Origin of the sequence: Flavivirga jejuensis (assembly GCF_030540765.1) — a bacterium.
Classification (GTDB): Bacteria; Bacteroidota; Bacteroidia; order Flavobacteriales; family Flavobacteriaceae; genus Flavivirga; species Flavivirga jejuensis.
Genome location: NZ_JAUOEL010000002.1, coordinates 481,289 through 497,816, shown reverse-complemented (window position 1 = coordinate 497,816; position 16,528 = coordinate 481,289). Strand labels below are relative to the sequence as shown.

Here is a 16,528-nt window from a genome sequence, read left to right as displayed (position 1 = left end):
ATGGAAGGTTTACAAAAAATATCCAATAGATGTTTTTTAAGAACCTATGGCTACTGAATATTTTCTGGTTCATTAAACAACTCATTTGTCTTATCATTTAAGGCAAATAAATTATCATAGACGTTTAATAAAGGTGTAATATGATTAAAGAAAAAGGACAAGCACTTTTAAATTATATTAATAACTATGTTTCTTTAACAGAAATTGAAGCGGAGATACTTTTATCTAAAGTAACTTACAGAAAATATTTAAAAGGTCAGTTTATTGTTCAGCAAGGCGATGTTTGTAAATACGAATGCTTTGTATTATCTGGTTGCACAAAAACGTTTTATATAGATGAAGAAGGACAAGAACATATCGTTATGTTTTCTATTGAAGATTGGTGGACTTCAGATATTGGAAGTTTTATAACCCAAACTCCTGCCGATTTTAATGTACAATGTTTGGAAAATACAGAGCTCATTATGTTTTCTTATGATATTATTGAAGATTTATATGAAGCGATTCCAAAATTAGAACGTTTTTTTAGACAAATTATAGAAAAAGCATTTGTTGCTTCTCAAAAGCGTATTGTTAGAAGTTTTAGCCTTTCAGCAAAAGATAGATTTATTTATTTTAGAAATCAGTATCCTAAAATAGAACAACGCATTCCGCAATACATGATTGCTTCGTATTTAGGAATTACGAAAGAATTTTTAAGTAAGATAAAGAGTGAACTTATATTCGAACAATAAAATATTAAACTAGATTAACGTTATTATATAATCTACATTATTTTTATCTAAAATGGTATTTTAGACATTTGTATCATAATAATTAAAATAGTGAATTATGAATGCATTAATTGAAAAAATTAGTAGAATAAATGATATGATTCTTCAAGGTAACGCATTAGAAGCTTTTGATGAATTTTATCATGACGAGGTGGTTATGCAAGAAAATGATAATCCCGAATTTGTAGGTAAAGAAATAAACAGAAAACGAGAAGAAGCTTTTTTTGCTTCTATTACCGAATTTAGAGGCGCAAAACCTTTAAAAGTTACTGTTGGAGAAAGTACAACGATGGTAGAATGGCATTTTGATTACACACATAAAGATTGGGGTGTTAAAAACTACACGCAGGTAGCTGTTCAAGATTGGAAAGACGGGAAAATAATTAGAGAAAAATTTTATTACGGATCATAAATTATAACAAGAACAATTAAAAATAACAAGATGAAAAACACAATTAAAAATTTAGTAGCATTATCTATAATAGCATTGGTTACATTTTCTTTTACGACGATAGATAAAGATAAAAAAGTAATAAAAGCAGATAAGAGTAAAGTGACTTGGAAAGGTTATAAAGTAACTGGATCTCACGAAGGAACCATTGCAATACAATCGGGGTTTTTAAATTTTGAAGCAGATAAATTAACAGGAGGAGAGTTTGTTATAGACATGACAACTATAAACACTACCGATTTAGACGGCGATTACAAAGGGAAATTGGATGGTCATTTAAAATCTGATGATTTCTTTGGTGTAGCTGCACACCCAACAGCAAAACTAGTACTTGTTAGTGTTAAAGCTAATGGTAAGAACGCTTATACTGTTACAGGAGATTTAACAATAAAAGGAAAAACAAACCCTGTTACTTTTTCTATTTCGATTGAAGGTAATAAGGCGACAGCTTCTTTAAAAATTGATAGAACAAAATTTGGTATTGAGTATAAATCAGCTAATTTTTTCGAGAACTTAAAAGATAAAGCTATTTATGATGAATTTGATTTAGTGTCAAATTTAGAGTTTTAATCTATTACCAAATAAATTAACAGCTAAAAAAGGTGCTCATTTGGGTGCCTTTTTGTTTTTATAGTTTTGTTGAGCGTATTTATTACTCTTTGAGCTTACCGTAAAAGAAAAAGTCATTTTATACCAGTAAACTGAAGTCGCAACTGGTATAATACTATCTTTGTTTCCACATTAATAAAAAATCTATGCCATTTAAAAAACTCATTCCGCCTTTAAAAGATACCGTGACGCATAAAGGTTTTGATGAGCCCTTAGCATTTCAAAAGCAAATCTTATCGAAAATAAAAGGTGGCGCTAGCTTATTTGCAATTGCACCTAAAGATTCTGGGAAAACAACCAGTATGATAATTAGCGTGGTTCAGAAGTTAAAAGCAGCATTTGAAGATGCACCTCGTGCTTTAATTTTTGTAAAGGATAAACAAGCTGCTTTAGAATTAAAGTTAGAATTCAATGCCTTTAAAAGAGGCACCGATTTAAGAGTTTATTGTGCTTACGAAGAACATGATATCGAAACACAACGTGATGATATATATATTGGAACAGACATCGTTATTGCTACACCAAAACGATTAAACAAAATATTTTACTTAAATGGTATTAACTTAAATAAGTTACAAATGTGTATAGTTGATGATGCTGAGTTCTTGTTTAGAGGAAGCCATTTTGCCGAAGTAACAAGAACACCAGAGAGTATAGGTAAATGCCAATACTTAATTTTTTCAACAGTTTTTGATAAACGTTTTGAACGTTGGCAAGAATCATTTATGTATCGTGCTCAAACTATAAAAGCGAAGTCGTAGTATAATTAATTTGTGTCTATGAATATTACATATAAAAATTTTAAAATAACACCTTTAAATGTCGTTGAGAGTGAAAAACTGTTTAACCTGATAGACAGTAATAGAAAACGATTAGAGGATTTTTTTTCAGGAACAGTATCAAAAACTAAAACGCTTCATGACACGATAATCTATTGCCGTGAAATTGAACAGAAGGTTTTGGATAAAAGCTATTTTCCTTTTATAATAAGTGATTTAAACACCAACGCTTTTATTGGTTTAATCCATGTTTTTAACATGGATTGGAATATTCCAAAAGCTGAAATAGGTTATTTTATCGATGCCAAATATGAGGGTCAAGGTGTTATTTCAAAATCTTTAGACTTAACTATAGAATATCTCTCTGAAGTATATCAATTTAAGAAATTATTATGCCGAGCAAATAGCAATAATGTTGGAAGTATAGTAGTTGCTAAGAAAAATGGATTCATATTTGAAGGCACTATAAAAAAGGATTACAAAACGACAAAAGGTGTGATTGTCGATTTAGATTATTACGGACGCGTTTTTTAGTTAAACCCTTCATAAAGTGTTAGCTTGAATAAAGTAAGATATCTATTTTTATAGCAGCATTAAACCATAGATAGCTATATGAATACAAAAAAACACGTCTTTATTTTATTTACTTTTTTCTTTTCAAGCTATATAATAGCACAAGATATCTCATTCGAAGATTATAACCCTAAATCCACATTGGTGGTTCCTGGGAGCATTATAAAGCGTGCAAAATTTCCTTTTATTGATGTACATGGTCACCAATATAAAATGCCTAATCAAGATTTAACTCCTGTAATTAATGCTATGGATACCTTAAACATGAGGATTATGGTTAATTTAAGTGGAAGAACGGGAGACGATTTAAAAAAATCTGTTCAAAATATTAAAGCACATTACCCAAATCGTTTTGTCGTATTTGCAAATATTAATTTTAATGGCAATGTTGGAAAAAAAGGATGGATAGAAAAAACAGTAAATCAATTAGAACTTGATGTTAAAAATGGAGCTCGTGGCTTAAAAGTTTATAAAGGCTTAGGGTTAAGAGATAAAGATGTTCATGGAGAAAGAGTTGCTATTAATGATGCTCGGCTAAATCCTATTTGGGCTAAATGTGGCGAGTTGGGGATACCCGTTCTTATTCATGCAGCAGATCCAAAATCTTTTTGGGATGATTTTGATGGCGATAATGAACGTTGGTTAGAACTAAAAACGCATCCACGTAGAAAACGAAGTGCTACCAATCCAGCACCATGGGAACAAATTATAGGGGAACAGCATAGTATGTTTAAAAATCATCCTAAGACTGTATTCATTAATGCTCATATGGGATGGTATGCTAATAATTTAGGGAAATTGGGAGCGTTATTAGACGAAATACCAAATATGAACGTGGGGATTGCTGCAATAATTGCAGAATTGGGTAGGCAACCTCGATTTGCTAAAAAATTCTTTATAAAATACCAAGACCGTATACTGTTTGGAAAAGATAGTTGGAAGCCCAAAGAATTTCCGACTTATTTTAGAGTTTTAGAAAGTGATGATGAATACTTTCCGTATCATAAAAAATATCATGCATTTTGGCCTATGTATGGTATGGATTTACCAGATGAAGTGTTAAAAAAAGTCTACTATAAAAATGCGTTACGTATTGTTCCAGGATTAGATAAGAGTCTATTTCCTAATTAAAATAACCAGAATTTATTTATTAATTGTATTCAAAAAAAATCTTTACTTATAAAGTTTTGATTTTTAGTTAAATAAGATTCTTCGCTTTGCTACTATTGACGTATTTTATAAACAGCTAATTATCAACCACTTGTCATTCAGAGCGCAGCGAAGAATCTTTATTATTAATCTCTAAAGATTCTTCAGTCGTACCTCCTTCTGAATGACACTCCTATTACGTCATTATATACGCTTGATAATTTTTTTTATCTCATTCCTCTGAATGACGCGACCATCTGAACAAAATGACACCCTTTTCTAATTATAAAGGAATATTTCCATGTTTTCTTTTGGGAGTATCTATTTCCTTGTCTTCTAACATAGAGAAAGCTTTAATAAGCTTTCTTCGTGTATTTTTAGGCAAAATAACTTCATCTATAAAGCCACGCCTTGCAGCTTTGTAAGGATTAGCAAATTTATCGGCATATTCGGCTTCTTTTTCTGCTAATTTTTCTGCAGGATTATCTGAAGCAGCAATGTCTCGTTTAAAAATAATTTCACTAGCTCCTTTGGCACCCATAACAGCAATTTCTGCTCCTGGCCATGCATAATTTAAATCAGCTCCAATATGTTTAGAATTCATAACATCGTAAGCACCACCATAAGCTTTTCTTGTAATAAGAGTTACCCGAGGTACAGTAGCTTCACTTAGGGCATATAATAATTTTGCACCATGAACAATAATGCCATTCCATTCCTGATCGGTTCCTGGTAAAAAACCAGGTACATCAACTAATACAAGAAGAGGAATATTAAAACAATCACAGAATCGTGTAAAACGTGCTGCTTTTTTTGAGCTATTCACATCTAGAACTCCAGCTAAAAAAAGAGGTTGGTTGGTTACTATTCCGATGTTGCGCCCACCAAGTCTGGCAAAACCTACAATAATATTTTCAGCATAATCTTTATGGATTTCATAAAAAGAATCCTTATCAATAATCCCAGCAATAACATCATGCATATCATAAGGTTTATTGGGGTTATCTGGTACAATATCTGATAAAACAGTTCTTACTTCATCTTTCAACTCAAAATCCATTTTTTTTGGTGTTTCTGTGTTGTTTTGAGGTAAGTAACTCAATAGCGTTTTTATATCTTCTAAGCACGCAATGTCATTTGTCGACGTTTTATGAGCAACACCAGACTTTGAAGCATGTGTATAGGCACCACCTAATTCTTCGCTGGTGACTTCTTCATTAGTAACCGTTTTTACAACATTGGGACCTGTTACAAACATGTAACTTGTATTTTCTACCATGATAGTAAAATCGGTCATAGCAGGGGAGTAGACAGCACCACCAGCGCAGGGACCCATAATAGCAGAAATTTGAGGGATCACTCCAGAGCTTTGCACATTTCTATAAAATATATCTGCGTAGCCACCAAGAGACCGAACACCTTCTTGTATACGTGCGCCACCTGAATCGTTTAATCCAATAATTGGTGCTCCGACTTTAACTGCTAAATCCATGATTTTGCATATTTTTTCGGCATGGGTTTCAGATAAAGCACCTCCAAAAACTGTAAAATCTTGTGCATACACGTAAATTAATCGTCCATTTACGGTGCCATAACCTGTAATAACACCATCGCCAAAATAAATCTCATTTTCCATACCAAAATCGGTCGTTCTGTGAGTTACTAGTGCGCCGATTTCTTCAAAAGAACCTTCATCCATTAAATAATCAACACGTTCTCTAGCAGTGAGTTTCTTTTTTTTGTGTTGTTTATCAATGCGTTTTTGTCCGCCTCCTAAATGTGCTAAAGCTTCGAGTTCGTTTAGTTTCTTTATTTTGTCTTCTTTTGAGTTCATGTCTTTCTTTTAGCTAAGTCGCAAAAATGCGAAGTTTTATTAATTTTGAATTTTAACCTGCTTTTCAATTAAGCTAACTGCAAACTTTTTATTTAGGTATTCTTAATAGTTTTTGGTCTTCTATATACTGTTTTACTGCAATTAAGGCCGCTATTTTCGCTTCTTGTTCTGTTTGTTCTTTTAAGGCTTCAGGGGAATAATAATTTTTAACAAAATGTGTGTCAAAATTTCCAGAACGGAATGCGTCATGTTCACAAACATATTTACCAAAAGGAAGCGTTGTTTGTACACCTTCAACATGATAATTATCAATAGCTTTAATCATAAGTAAGATTGCTTCATCCCTTGTTTTTCCATAAGTGATCAATTTTGAAAGCATGGGATCATAATAAATCGGGATATCCATACCTGCTTCAAAACCATTATCAACACGAATACCATCACCTGTTGGAAGTTTATAAGCATCTAAATGTCCAACACTTGGTAAAAAATCATTTAAAGGATCTTCTGCATAAACACGTAGTTCTAAGGCATGTCCATTAATTTTTAAATCCTCTTGTTTTAGAGGTAGGGCTTCACCACGTGCTACAAGTATTTGAAGTTCTACCAAATCGACCCCAGAAATTAATTCTGAAACAGGATGTTCTACTTGTAATCTGGTATTCATTTCTAAGAAATAGAAGTTGTGATCTGCATCTAATAAAAACTCAATAGTTCCAGCTCCTATATAATCACAAGATCGAGCAACTTTAATAGCTGCTTCTCCCATTTCATTTCTTAATTCTGAAGATAAAACAGATGATGGGGCTTCTTCAACTACTTTTTGATGACGTCGTTGAATGCTACATTCACGCTCAAAAAAATGTAATATATTACCGTGGCTATCTGCCATTATTTGAATTTCTATATGGCGTGGAGATGTAACGTACTTTTCGATAAAAACAGAACCGTCACCAAAAGCAGAAGTGGCTTCGCTAATAGCTCGATTCATCTGAGATTCTAAATCACTTTCTTTTTCTACAACCCGCATTCCTTTGCCACCACCGCCAGCCGATGCTTTAATAAGTATAGGAAACCCTATGTTTTTAGCAATAGCTTTCGCTTTGGGAACATCTGTAATCGCTTCATCGATTCCAGGAACCATAGGGATATTATATTCTTTAACAGCTTCTTTGGCAGCTAATTTACTACCCATAATTTTAATAGCCTTAGATCTCGGACCAATAAAAATAATGTTATTTTGTTCGCATAATTCAGCAAAATCAGCATTTTCACTTAAAAAACCATACCCAGGGTGTATTCCTTCTACATGAAGTTGTTTGGCTACCTCAATAATTTTATCACCTCTAAGATAAGATTGATTAGATGGCGGTTCGCCAATGCATACAGCTTCATTTGCAAATTTTACATGTGGTGCATTTCTATCGGCAGTAGAGTATACGGCAACCGTTTTTATGCCCATTTTTTGGGCAGTTTTCATAACTCTTATGGCTATTTCTCCTCTATTTGCTACTAGTATTTTTTTCATAATAAATAAAATAAACTATAAATACACATACAAGGTTTCATATAATTGTGTGTAAAAAATATGCTTTAATAATTTTTGAAACCAGATTTTATAAATAAATACGTCTTATGCGTCGAACTCAATAAGTAGTTGGTTTTTATCAACGGCATCTCCCATACTTACAGAAATAGATTTAATAATGCCATCTCTTGGAGATGTGATGATATTTTCCATTTTCATGGCTTCAAGAATTAAAAGGGAAGTATCTTCTTTTACTTCCTCACCCACATTAACATTAATTTCTAGAATTAATCCAGGCATTGGTGCTTTAATAGAATCTACATGTTTTGTAGTTCCGATAGTAAAGCCCATGTCTTTTATTAATGTATCTAAATTATCTAGAATACTTATATCGTATGTATTGTTGTTAACCTTTACTTCGTATGATTTTTTATTAAAATCTGCTTTTGTAATCTCAGCTTTATACGATTTGTTTTGTTCAAGAATATGAAATTTTGATTCTGAAATTTGTAGAGCATCAAGATTTAAAATATCCTTATCTTTAATTTCAAAATCGAAAACATTATTTACGAAAGTTTTGAAAGTCTTGCTCATCAGTGTTTTTTGAATTAATTAGTAGTAAATATAAGAATTTTATATACTAATTAATTTATACAATTAAGTATAGTTATCGGGTAGTATAAACTTATAAAAAGATCTAATCTAATTTATGAAGATATATTATATTTTGGAATGAGACTGTCTAAAAAGTGATGAACTTTGTCTTCCTATGTTTGCAAAGGGTTAGTGTCATTTAGAACATTCCGATAATTGTCGGAGTTGAAGAATCTTAAAAATAAAACATTAAAATTTTAGAGATGCTTCATAGCATTCGGAATAACACTTTTTAGACCTCATTTATCAAACATTAAAATTTGAATTTTTTTGATGTTGTTTAATGGCTTTTGCAGAGAGAAAAATCCCTATAAAAAGTGATATAAAGGCACCTACCCATATACCTGGAATAAAATTTATAAACAAGAAAAAGTCGTAAGCCCCATGGAATATAATAGCTGCTAGTAATCCCAAAAGGTTTAAGCCAACCTTATGCTTTGAAAATTTTGCTTTACCCATATAAAACCCCATTAGAACTCCAAATGTAGCATGTGCAGGAATCGCAGTAAAGGCTCTTAAAATGGCTGTTTCGTAACCGCCTTCTAACACATAGAAAATATTTTCTATGGCTGCAAAACCCATAGAAACCATAACCGCATAAACAATACCGTCAAAAGGTTCGTTAAATGCTTTATTTCTTTGGGCATAATAACGAACAATAATGTATTTGCTAAACTCTTCGGTTAAGCCAACAACAAAAAAGGCTTTAATAAATTGTTGAAAAACACTTGTTTGATCTGGTAGTGGTAAAACAATATCAAATACATAATATAAGATAGTTGTAATTACGATGCTTACTACAGCACCTAAAAGGAAATTATATAAAAGAAGTCGTTTGGGTTCTTTTTCATATTTATCTTTAAAATAGATAAATAGAATAACTATAAAAATAGGAGCTATGGCAATAAGTAGTAAATTCATTTTAGAAAAGGGGGATAAGGTTTTAGTTGATGATTTCTACGATTTTTTGTAATACGTCTTCATAATAAGATTTGTTAGATGGTATAAAGTGATTATCATTGTTTCCAATAGTTTTAATGAGTGATTCAAAACTTGTAAAAGAGACTAATTTAAGTGCTTCGACTTCTTCCTCTTGAGGTGTTAATTCAGAAATTGTAACTTTTAGTTCACAAATAAACGTATTATGGAATTCGTTATCAATAATACCGTTTTCATACGTTTGTAAACATTTATAAACGCCAATATTTTGCAAATCATTTTCAGAAATGGATATCCCAATTTCTTCTTTGGTTTCTCTTACAGCGGCTTGTTTTATGGTTTCTCCTGTATCTACATGGCCAGCAACAGATACATCCCATAGCAAAGGACAAATCGTTTTTTTTGCTGAACGTTGCGATATTAAGATGTCACCACTTTTAGTGTAAAACCAAATATGCGCTGTATTGTGATAAAGACCTTTTTGATGAACAAGTGACTTTAATTCAGATTTCCCTGTTGGGTTTCCGTTAGCATCTACAACATCTATAAATTCGTCCATATTTAATGTTTTTTTAAGACAGAAGAAAGACATGCTATAAATTTTTCAAAGTCTTTTTTAGTATTAAAAAGATGGCATGAAAGTCTGATGTATTTACCTCTTATAGACACAAATATTTTTTCTTTTTCTAATACGTCTTTTAGAAAATTAATATTTAATTGGTCAGGCAATTCAATTCCGAAGAGATGATGTGTTCGATATTTAGGATCTTCAATACGACAACCAAGGTTTTCTAATTCTAAAACAGCTTCAGAAGTTATTATTTTACAATAGTCTTGAATGTTTTTTGGACCCCATTCTAAAACTTGTTTTAAAGCTTCAATTTGCATTTTGACATAAATAAAATTTCCACTTTCACCAACACAATATCTATTTGCTAAAGGTTTGTATCTTGATTCATAATTGGTTAAACCAGAAAAATTTTCACTATTCAGTCTATTATACAAACTTTCCTCAATAGGAATTCCATTATCAAAATAAGATCCAAAATAGGCATAGGCAGTACCGTATGGACCAAAAAGCCATTTATAACCAGCACAAATAAGAGCATCTGGCTGAATCTCTTTAATCGAAAACGGTAAAGCACCTATAGATTGAGAACCATCAATAATTAAAAGCGCATTATGTGCTTTTGATTTTTCTCTAATAGATTTTAAATCGAATAATGAACCATTTGACCAATGGATATTTCCCATCGCTATTACTGCCGTTTTAGTATTAATGGCATTTAAAATGTTTTCGTTCCAAAGTTTAGTACGGTCTGTATTTGACTTTGGAGGACTAACCGTTTTTAATACAGCATGATCCTTTTCTGCCAGTTTTTGCCATGAGTAAATATTACTAGGAAATTGTTCGGCTATAACTAGTATTTCGTCACCAGGTTTTAATCTTATATTATTAGCTACCGTAGCAATGCCATAAGAAGCTGAAGGTATAGTAGCTACGCGATTATAGTCTTCTATATCAATTAGTTTAGCGAATAACTTTTTGAGCACTTTTACAGGCTCAAAATAATCTGATGTAGATATAGTATAGGGATGCCTTTTTTGTAGCAAGCCATTTAACCCAGCTTCGTGAATAGCTTTAAAAGAAGGCGATTGACTCGCAATATTTAAATAAGTTATTTCCTCTGGTATATCAAATAAATGTTTTTGATTGTTTAATGTCATGTTAACTATATATTAGCCTACGCTTAATGCATGGCAGGAAAACTCTATTTAGAGACGCCTGTTAGATGCATTCAAAATTGTAAGTTGAAACAAGCCTTTATTATGACAAGCTAATCCCGCTTCCTGCTGAACTTGTTTTCAGTATTTAGCGGGATCTAAGTTTCATACCTCGACCCTTAAGTCGATGTCTAATTATTGGGCTCTGGGCTTGCCCCTAAAGTTTAATACCTTTTTATTCAAATTATTCAAAATAACTAAACGTTTCACCATCTTTTATACTAAGCAGTGTTTCGTAAATAAGTTTTATTACATTTTCTACATCATCTTTATGTACCATTTCTACAGTGGTGTGCATATAACGAAGCGGTAGTGAAATTAAAGCAGAAGCGACACCTCCATTACTATAAGCAAAAGCATCTGTGTCGGTTCCAGTTGCACGAGACAGCGCAGATCGTTGAAAAGGAATCTTTTTATCTTCGGCAGTTTCTGTAATTCGATCACGTAATTTTTGTTGTACAGCAGGCGCATAAGCCACTACAGGGCCTTTACCAATTTCTAAATGGCCTTCTTTTTTTCTTTCTATCATTGGTGTCGTTGTGTCATGAGTCACATCGGTAACAATAGCCACATTTGGTTTTATCGTGTGTGAGATCATTTCTGCACCACGTAATCCAATCTCTTCTTGTACTGAGTTTGTGATATAAAGTCCGAAAGGAAGTTCCTTTTTATTCTCTTTAAGCAAGCGAGCAACTTCGGCTATCATAAAACCACCCATGCGATTATCTAAAGCGCGACACACAAATTTGTCTCCATTTAAAATATGAAACTCATCTGGGTAGGTAATAACACATCCTACATGAATTCCCATTTTTTCAACTTCTTCTTTATCTTTTGCACCAACATCAATAGTGATATTGTCTGGTTTTGGTGCTTCTTCTTTGGCTTTATTGCGCGTATGTATAGCTGGCCATCCAAAAACACCTTTTACAATACCTTTTTTGGTGTGCACATTAACTATTTTACTTGGTGCTATTTGATGATCACTACCACCATTTCTAATCACATAGATCAATCCGTTGTCTGAAATATAATTTACATACCATGAGATCTCATCGGCATGACCTTCAATAACAACTTTGTATTTTGCTTTAGGATTTATAACGCCTACCGCTGTGCCATAAGTATCAGTTATAAACTCATCAACATATGGTTTTAGGTAATCCATCCATAATTTTTGCCCAGTCCATTCATAACCCGTTGGTGAGGCATTATTTAAATATTTTTCTAAAAAGTCCATAGACTTTTTGTTAAGAATGCTCTTCTTCGTCATTTCTAAAAAGTTTTGCACTAAAATAATAATATAAATAGGAAAAAAATGTTTTAGACAGTGTAAATTAGTAATTTTGGAGAATTAATGCTCCAACATTTTAGTGATGAATTGTTTTAGATATATATTCTTGATTTTTTCTGGTCTGCTCTTTGCTCAGGAGAATGATATTATACAGGATTCTATTGCAGTTGAGTATATTATTATTGAAGGCGATTCCATTCCACGAACAACTATAGATTTAGAAGAAGTGATGCTTTTGCACAAGCTTAAGTTTGCTAATAAAAAAGAGCGCATTAAATATCTAATTCTTAGAAGAAAAACAAGAAAGGTATATCCTTATGCAAAATTAGCAGCAGAACGTTTAGATTCTATGAATCAACAGTTGTCGATGCTTAAAAGGAATCGCGAAAAGAAACGTTATACTAAACGAATTCAAAAATATATAGAAGGAGAGTTTTCTGAAGAATTAAAAAAACTTAGTCGTACAGAGGGACAAATATTGGTTAAATTAATTCACAGGCAGACAGGGACAACAGCATTCGATTTGATAAAACAATTGCGGAGTGGTTGGCGTGCATTTTGGTATAATACCACCGCAAATATGTTCGATATTTCATTAAAGCGAGAATTTGACCCAATAAATGTCAAAGAAGATTATTTAATTGAAGATATTTTACAACGTAATTTTCAAAATGGTTATTTAGAAAGTCAAAAATCTGCTGTTAAGTTTGATTTTTATGATCTAACCGATAAATGGCTAGATACAAAATCGCCTTAAACTAATGCATTATGCATACCCAAACGCCTTTTGAAGAGAAACTAAATACAATCACACACGCTATTGGTGTATTGTTTGGTATAGTAGCATTGATACTTCTTATTATTTTTGACAACCAAAAAACGAGTTGGAGCCTTTTTAGTGTTATCGTTTACGGTATTTCAATTATTGTATTATTTACTGCATCTACGTGGTATCATGCAGTAAAAGGAGAGAAGCAAAAACACTATTTCAGAATTATAGATCACATTAGTATTTATTTGCTTATAGCAGGGACTTATACACCTGTTTTATTAATTACGTTGCATGAGAGTTTGGGGTGGACACTTTTTTTTGTCGTTTGGGGAATAGCAGCGTTTGGTACTATTTTAAAATTATTTTTTACAGGACGCTTTGAGATTTTTTCCACACTACTTTATTTGGTAATGGGGTGGCTTATAGTATTTGATTTTTCAAATTTATCCAATAGGATGGAACATGATGGTATACTATGCCTGTTTGGAGGCGGATTAGCTTATACCGTCGGGATTATTTTTTATGCTATCAAAAAAATACCATTCAATCATGTTATTTGGCATTTATTTGTTTTAGCAGGTGCCGTATTTCATTTTTTTATGATCTTTTTTTATGTGATTTAGTTGAAATAGAATCCGAGTTAAGTAATTAAGAGATAGGATATAAGAGATAAGACCGCTCCACCAATAGACCTAAAAAAAAGACTTGTAATAGTTAACCTGAAGCATTGTAACCTATAATTATAAGAATGATTCTAAAAAAGTGATATAGAGTCCCTATGAATTATTGAATATGAATACTACTAGTGTTTCTTTGCGTCTTTGCGTCTTTGCGAGACCTACACCAAAACATTCCTCTAATACACCCAAGAAAAAAGACTTGTATATATAACCTGAAACATTATAACCTATCAATTTATAAGTAAGTATGATTCCAAAAAAACTAACTAATAGAGTTTCTATAATATTATAAAATAGTACCAGCATTTCTTTGCGGCTTAGCGTCTTAGTGAGGGGGTAGTATGCCAAAGCCCTAATCTCCCTCTTCCAATAACCCCAAGAAAAAAACTCATTCACAATATTCACGAGAGCACCATACTAAACTAATATTTATAAAGCAGTACTAAAAACCAAACAAAGTTCCCTATACATCATATCATTAAAAAAAAACAAGAAGAATCCGTGCTAAACAGATAATGATAAGTTATTACAAAAGACAATTATTCCCTCTTTATAATTTTAAAAGACCGTGTTTTATTATTCTGTTCAACATTCAGAATATAGATACCAGCAGAAAGTGTGTTGGCATTTATTGGTAATTCGTAAATTTCTGTGTTTTCGGTAAAAGCAACACTATTAGAAGTAATAGCCCTTCCTAACATATCGTATAAAGTATAGTTTATGGAGCTAGTTTCATCAAGCGTTACAATTCTAAGATTAATATTATTTAGAAAAGGGTTAGGGTAAACTAAGGCATTAAATCCATTATTTTCCTCAACAATATCGAAAGGATCTGTTATATTAATTTTTATTTCACTTAAGCCATAGCAATCCCCTCCATAATTAGATATAGGAGTAATGAGTACATACCTTGCTTTTGTAGCATCAAAATCGGGACCTTCACCACCTTCATAAGTAGATAAACCTGATGCTTGATCCATTTTAAAAGTACCTAAATTAGTCCATGTTACGGCATCTAAAGAATAATCTAAATTATAATCATTGATACCATAATTAAGATTTTTTGGCTCGTTAGCGTTCCAGAATTTAGATTCTTTTAATTCATACTCATATCCGAGATCATACATAATCCAATGCGTTAAGCCGTAAGCCGAATTAGGATTTTGTGATATATCGCAAGATATCCAGCTATCAATCCAGCTTGTACTATGTCTATCAGGGTAGCATTGCGCATTTATTGTTGACGTAATAAATATGAGAATAAGTAGTATGTATATATGTTGTTTTTTCATCATGACATGTCCATAAAGCCAATAGGAGGCGTAGTAGCGTTAGTATCGTAAAAATTAGATAGATTTGGGAAAATAGTAGTGAGGTCTGAAGGAGATACCCCAAACCACAATGCCAGTTCTGCCATATAAAGATCTGCGGGAGTTGATGGTATCATAACACCATTTCGAAGATCAACATCACTGTCTAAAGCCAGAACAGGATACTCTCCATATATTTCTTTCCCTTGTACAGCACCACCCATCATAAAGGCATTACCTCCCCAGGCGTGATCTGTACCATTTCCATTAGACGTTAATGTTCGTCCAAAATCTGATGTACTAAATAATGTTACACAATCGCTGATGTTTAGCTCAGCCATTACATCATTAAAATATTTTAAAGCAGCATCTACCTCTGCTAACCTGCTTGCTTGATTTATTAGTAGTTCATCATGATGATCCCAACCGTTGGCATCAACAAAAAATGTTTGTCTGGAAAAGCCTAAAAGGTCTCTGCTTGCAATTGTTTTTGCAACCATTCTTAATTTCTCTGCCAAATTGTTTTCTTCTGGCATTATGGTGCTGAATTCTGGAACCCCATCTACAGCTTCCTGAAATTGTAAACCAGAATCATTAGAGGTTTTTATAGTATTTTTATAAGTGTTTTTAAAAATATCCTGATAATCTCGCTCTAACATAGAATTTAAAGCCTGATTCCTTAAGTCATTATAAATATCTTCTCGCCCATAACCATCGATTCCAATACTTCCGCTGGTTCTAATAGCATATGGTATAACTTGATTCCCTCTTTGAAACGTATTGCTTCCTCCTAATGACACATTCATCGATATGTTCTCATTGGAATTCATTGATTGAATCAAATCCGCAACCCGACCACCCCAGCCTATATTAGTCCTTTCATGAGGTCTCCCTGTTTGCCATTGTTGAGTTTGATCTGAATGAGAAAACAAACCTAAAGGAGTTTTAACAACATCATTTTTAATATCTGACTTTGTTGAAGGTTCTATGAGTGTTCCTACATTAGAAAGAAATGCCAAGTTATTAGCCTCGAATAATTGTTGCATATTTGGCATGGATGGGTGGAGACCAAAAGTTCTTCCATCTGATGTATTTGGATTGATTGGTAAGATCTGATTTTGAGGTATGGCCAAGTTTGATCGGGTCGTGGCATACTCACTATACTCATTATTTCCTCTTGGAATAAGCATGTTAAAAGAATCGTTACCGCCACCTAGTGCCAAACAAACCAAAGCTTTATAATCGCCAGCGACTGAAATAGTAGGCGAATTATTCATAGCAGTTGCAGCCATGGCTTTTAAGTTAATTAAAGATGAGAACATGGTTGTATAACCAAGTGCAGCACATGATTGTCCTAAAAATTTTCGTCTCGATATATTGTTTTTATGTTTAGTCATT

At 32.5% G+C, this 16,528-nt stretch carries 17 protein-coding genes; 8 read left to right on the top strand and 9 right to left on the bottom strand.

Annotated features, from left to right (window positions below):
• Positions 1 to 140 precede the first annotated feature (140 nt).
• The 6 genes from Q4Q40_RS07055 (at position 141) to Q4Q40_RS07030 (ending at position 4,316) form a co-directional block, all read left to right on the top strand.
• Positions 141 to 734: a Crp/Fnr family transcriptional regulator gene (locus Q4Q40_RS07055; RefSeq protein WP_303301081.1), complete on the top strand. Its 594-nt coding sequence runs from the start codon at positions 141 to 143 to the stop codon at positions 732 to 734.
• 97 nt (positions 735 to 831) lie between these two features.
• Positions 832 to 1,185 carry a nuclear transport factor 2 family protein gene (locus Q4Q40_RS07050; protein ID WP_303301080.1) on the top strand — a complete coding sequence of 118 codons (354 nt, stop codon included), beginning with the start codon at positions 832 to 834 and terminating at the stop codon, positions 1,183 to 1,185.
• Between the two features lie 30 nt (positions 1,186 to 1,215).
• The gene (locus tag Q4Q40_RS07045; RefSeq protein ID WP_303301079.1) at positions 1,216 to 1,794 is read left to right on the top strand and encodes a YceI family protein; all 579 of its coding nucleotides are present in this window, start codon (positions 1,216 to 1,218) and stop codon (positions 1,792 to 1,794) included.
• A 185-nt stretch (positions 1,795 to 1,979) separates the two neighbouring features.
• A complete protein-coding gene (locus Q4Q40_RS07040; RefSeq protein ID WP_303301078.1) occupies positions 1,980 to 2,594 on the top strand; it encodes a DEAD/DEAH box helicase in 615 nt (204 codons plus the stop codon).
• Positions 2,595 to 2,612: 18 nt separating this feature from the next.
• On the top strand, positions 2,613 to 3,146 hold the full coding sequence (locus tag Q4Q40_RS07035; protein WP_303301077.1) for a GNAT family N-acetyltransferase: 534 nt from the start codon (positions 2,613 to 2,615) through the stop codon (positions 3,144 to 3,146).
• Positions 3,147 to 3,224: 78 nt separating this feature from the next.
• On the top strand, positions 3,225 to 4,316 hold the full coding sequence (locus Q4Q40_RS07030; RefSeq protein ID WP_303301076.1) for an amidohydrolase family protein: 1,092 nt from the start codon (positions 3,225 to 3,227) through the stop codon (positions 4,314 to 4,316).
• 301 nt (positions 4,317 to 4,617) lie between these two features.
• On the opposite strand, the gene Q4Q40_RS07025 is transcribed toward Q4Q40_RS07030, so the two are convergent.
• The 7 genes from Q4Q40_RS07025 to Q4Q40_RS06995 all read right to left on the bottom strand — a co-directional run bounded on the left by Q4Q40_RS07025 (position 4,618) and on the right by Q4Q40_RS06995 (position 12,347).
• On the bottom strand, positions 4,618 to 6,168 hold the full coding sequence (locus tag Q4Q40_RS07025; protein ID WP_303301075.1) for an acyl-CoA carboxylase subunit beta: 1,551 nt from the start codon (positions 6,166 to 6,168) through the stop codon (positions 4,618 to 4,620).
• An 88-nt stretch (positions 6,169 to 6,256) separates the two neighbouring features.
• The gene (locus Q4Q40_RS07020; RefSeq protein ID WP_303301074.1) at positions 6,257 to 7,696 is read right to left on the bottom strand and encodes an acetyl-CoA carboxylase biotin carboxylase subunit; all 1,440 of its coding nucleotides are present in this window, start codon (positions 7,694 to 7,696) and stop codon (positions 6,257 to 6,259) included.
• 105 nt (positions 7,697 to 7,801) lie between these two features.
• Positions 7,802 to 8,290 (bottom strand): acyl-CoA carboxylase biotin carboxyl carrier protein subunit, encoded by a 489-nt coding sequence (locus Q4Q40_RS07015; protein WP_303301073.1) that lies wholly within the window; start codon positions 8,288 to 8,290, stop codon positions 7,802 to 7,804.
• 306 nt (positions 8,291 to 8,596) lie between these two features.
• Positions 8,597 to 9,271: a PrsW family intramembrane metalloprotease gene (locus Q4Q40_RS07010; RefSeq protein ID WP_303301072.1), complete on the bottom strand. Its 675-nt coding sequence runs from the start codon at positions 9,269 to 9,271 to the stop codon at positions 8,597 to 8,599.
• A 22-nt stretch (positions 9,272 to 9,293) separates the two neighbouring features.
• Positions 9,294 to 9,848 carry an NUDIX hydrolase gene (locus Q4Q40_RS07005; RefSeq protein ID WP_303301071.1) on the bottom strand — a complete coding sequence of 185 codons (555 nt, stop codon included), beginning with the start codon at positions 9,846 to 9,848 and terminating at the stop codon, positions 9,294 to 9,296.
• A 2-nt stretch (positions 9,849 to 9,850) separates the two neighbouring features.
• The gene (locus Q4Q40_RS07000) at positions 9,851 to 11,017 is read right to left on the bottom strand and encodes an aminotransferase class V-fold PLP-dependent enzyme (protein WP_303301070.1); all 1,167 of its coding nucleotides are present in this window, start codon (positions 11,015 to 11,017) and stop codon (positions 9,851 to 9,853) included.
• Between the two features lie 241 nt (positions 11,018 to 11,258).
• Positions 11,259 to 12,347 (bottom strand): M42 family metallopeptidase, encoded by a 1,089-nt coding sequence (locus Q4Q40_RS06995; RefSeq protein ID WP_303301069.1) that lies wholly within the window; start codon positions 12,345 to 12,347, stop codon positions 11,259 to 11,261.
• A 103-nt stretch (positions 12,348 to 12,450) separates the two neighbouring features.
• Here Q4Q40_RS06995 and Q4Q40_RS06990 point away from each other — a divergent pair, with 103 nt between their 5' ends.
• Together Q4Q40_RS06990 and trhA are read left to right on the top strand one after the other, a co-directional pair.
• A complete protein-coding gene (locus Q4Q40_RS06990) occupies positions 12,451 to 13,125 on the top strand; it encodes a DUF4294 domain-containing protein (protein ID WP_303301068.1) in 675 nt (224 codons plus the stop codon).
• Positions 13,126 to 13,136: 11 nt separating this feature from the next.
• Positions 13,137 to 13,763, top strand: a complete 627-nt coding sequence (gene trhA / locus Q4Q40_RS06985; protein WP_303301067.1) for a PAQR family membrane homeostasis protein TrhA — start codon at positions 13,137 to 13,139, stop codon at positions 13,761 to 13,763.
• A 596-nt stretch (positions 13,764 to 14,359) separates the two neighbouring features.
• Here the strand turns inward: trhA and Q4Q40_RS06980 are convergent.
• Positions 14,360 to 15,115: a T9SS type A sorting domain-containing protein gene (locus Q4Q40_RS06980; RefSeq protein WP_303301066.1), complete on the bottom strand. Its 756-nt coding sequence runs from the start codon at positions 15,113 to 15,115 to the stop codon at positions 14,360 to 14,362.
• The gene (locus Q4Q40_RS06975; RefSeq protein ID WP_303301065.1) at positions 15,112 to 16,527 is read right to left on the bottom strand and encodes a DUF1501 domain-containing protein; all 1,416 of its coding nucleotides are present in this window, start codon (positions 16,525 to 16,527) and stop codon (positions 15,112 to 15,114) included. Before Q4Q40_RS06975 ends, Q4Q40_RS06980 begins: the two co-directional genes overlap by 4 nt.
• Position 16,528 lies beyond the last annotated feature (1 nt).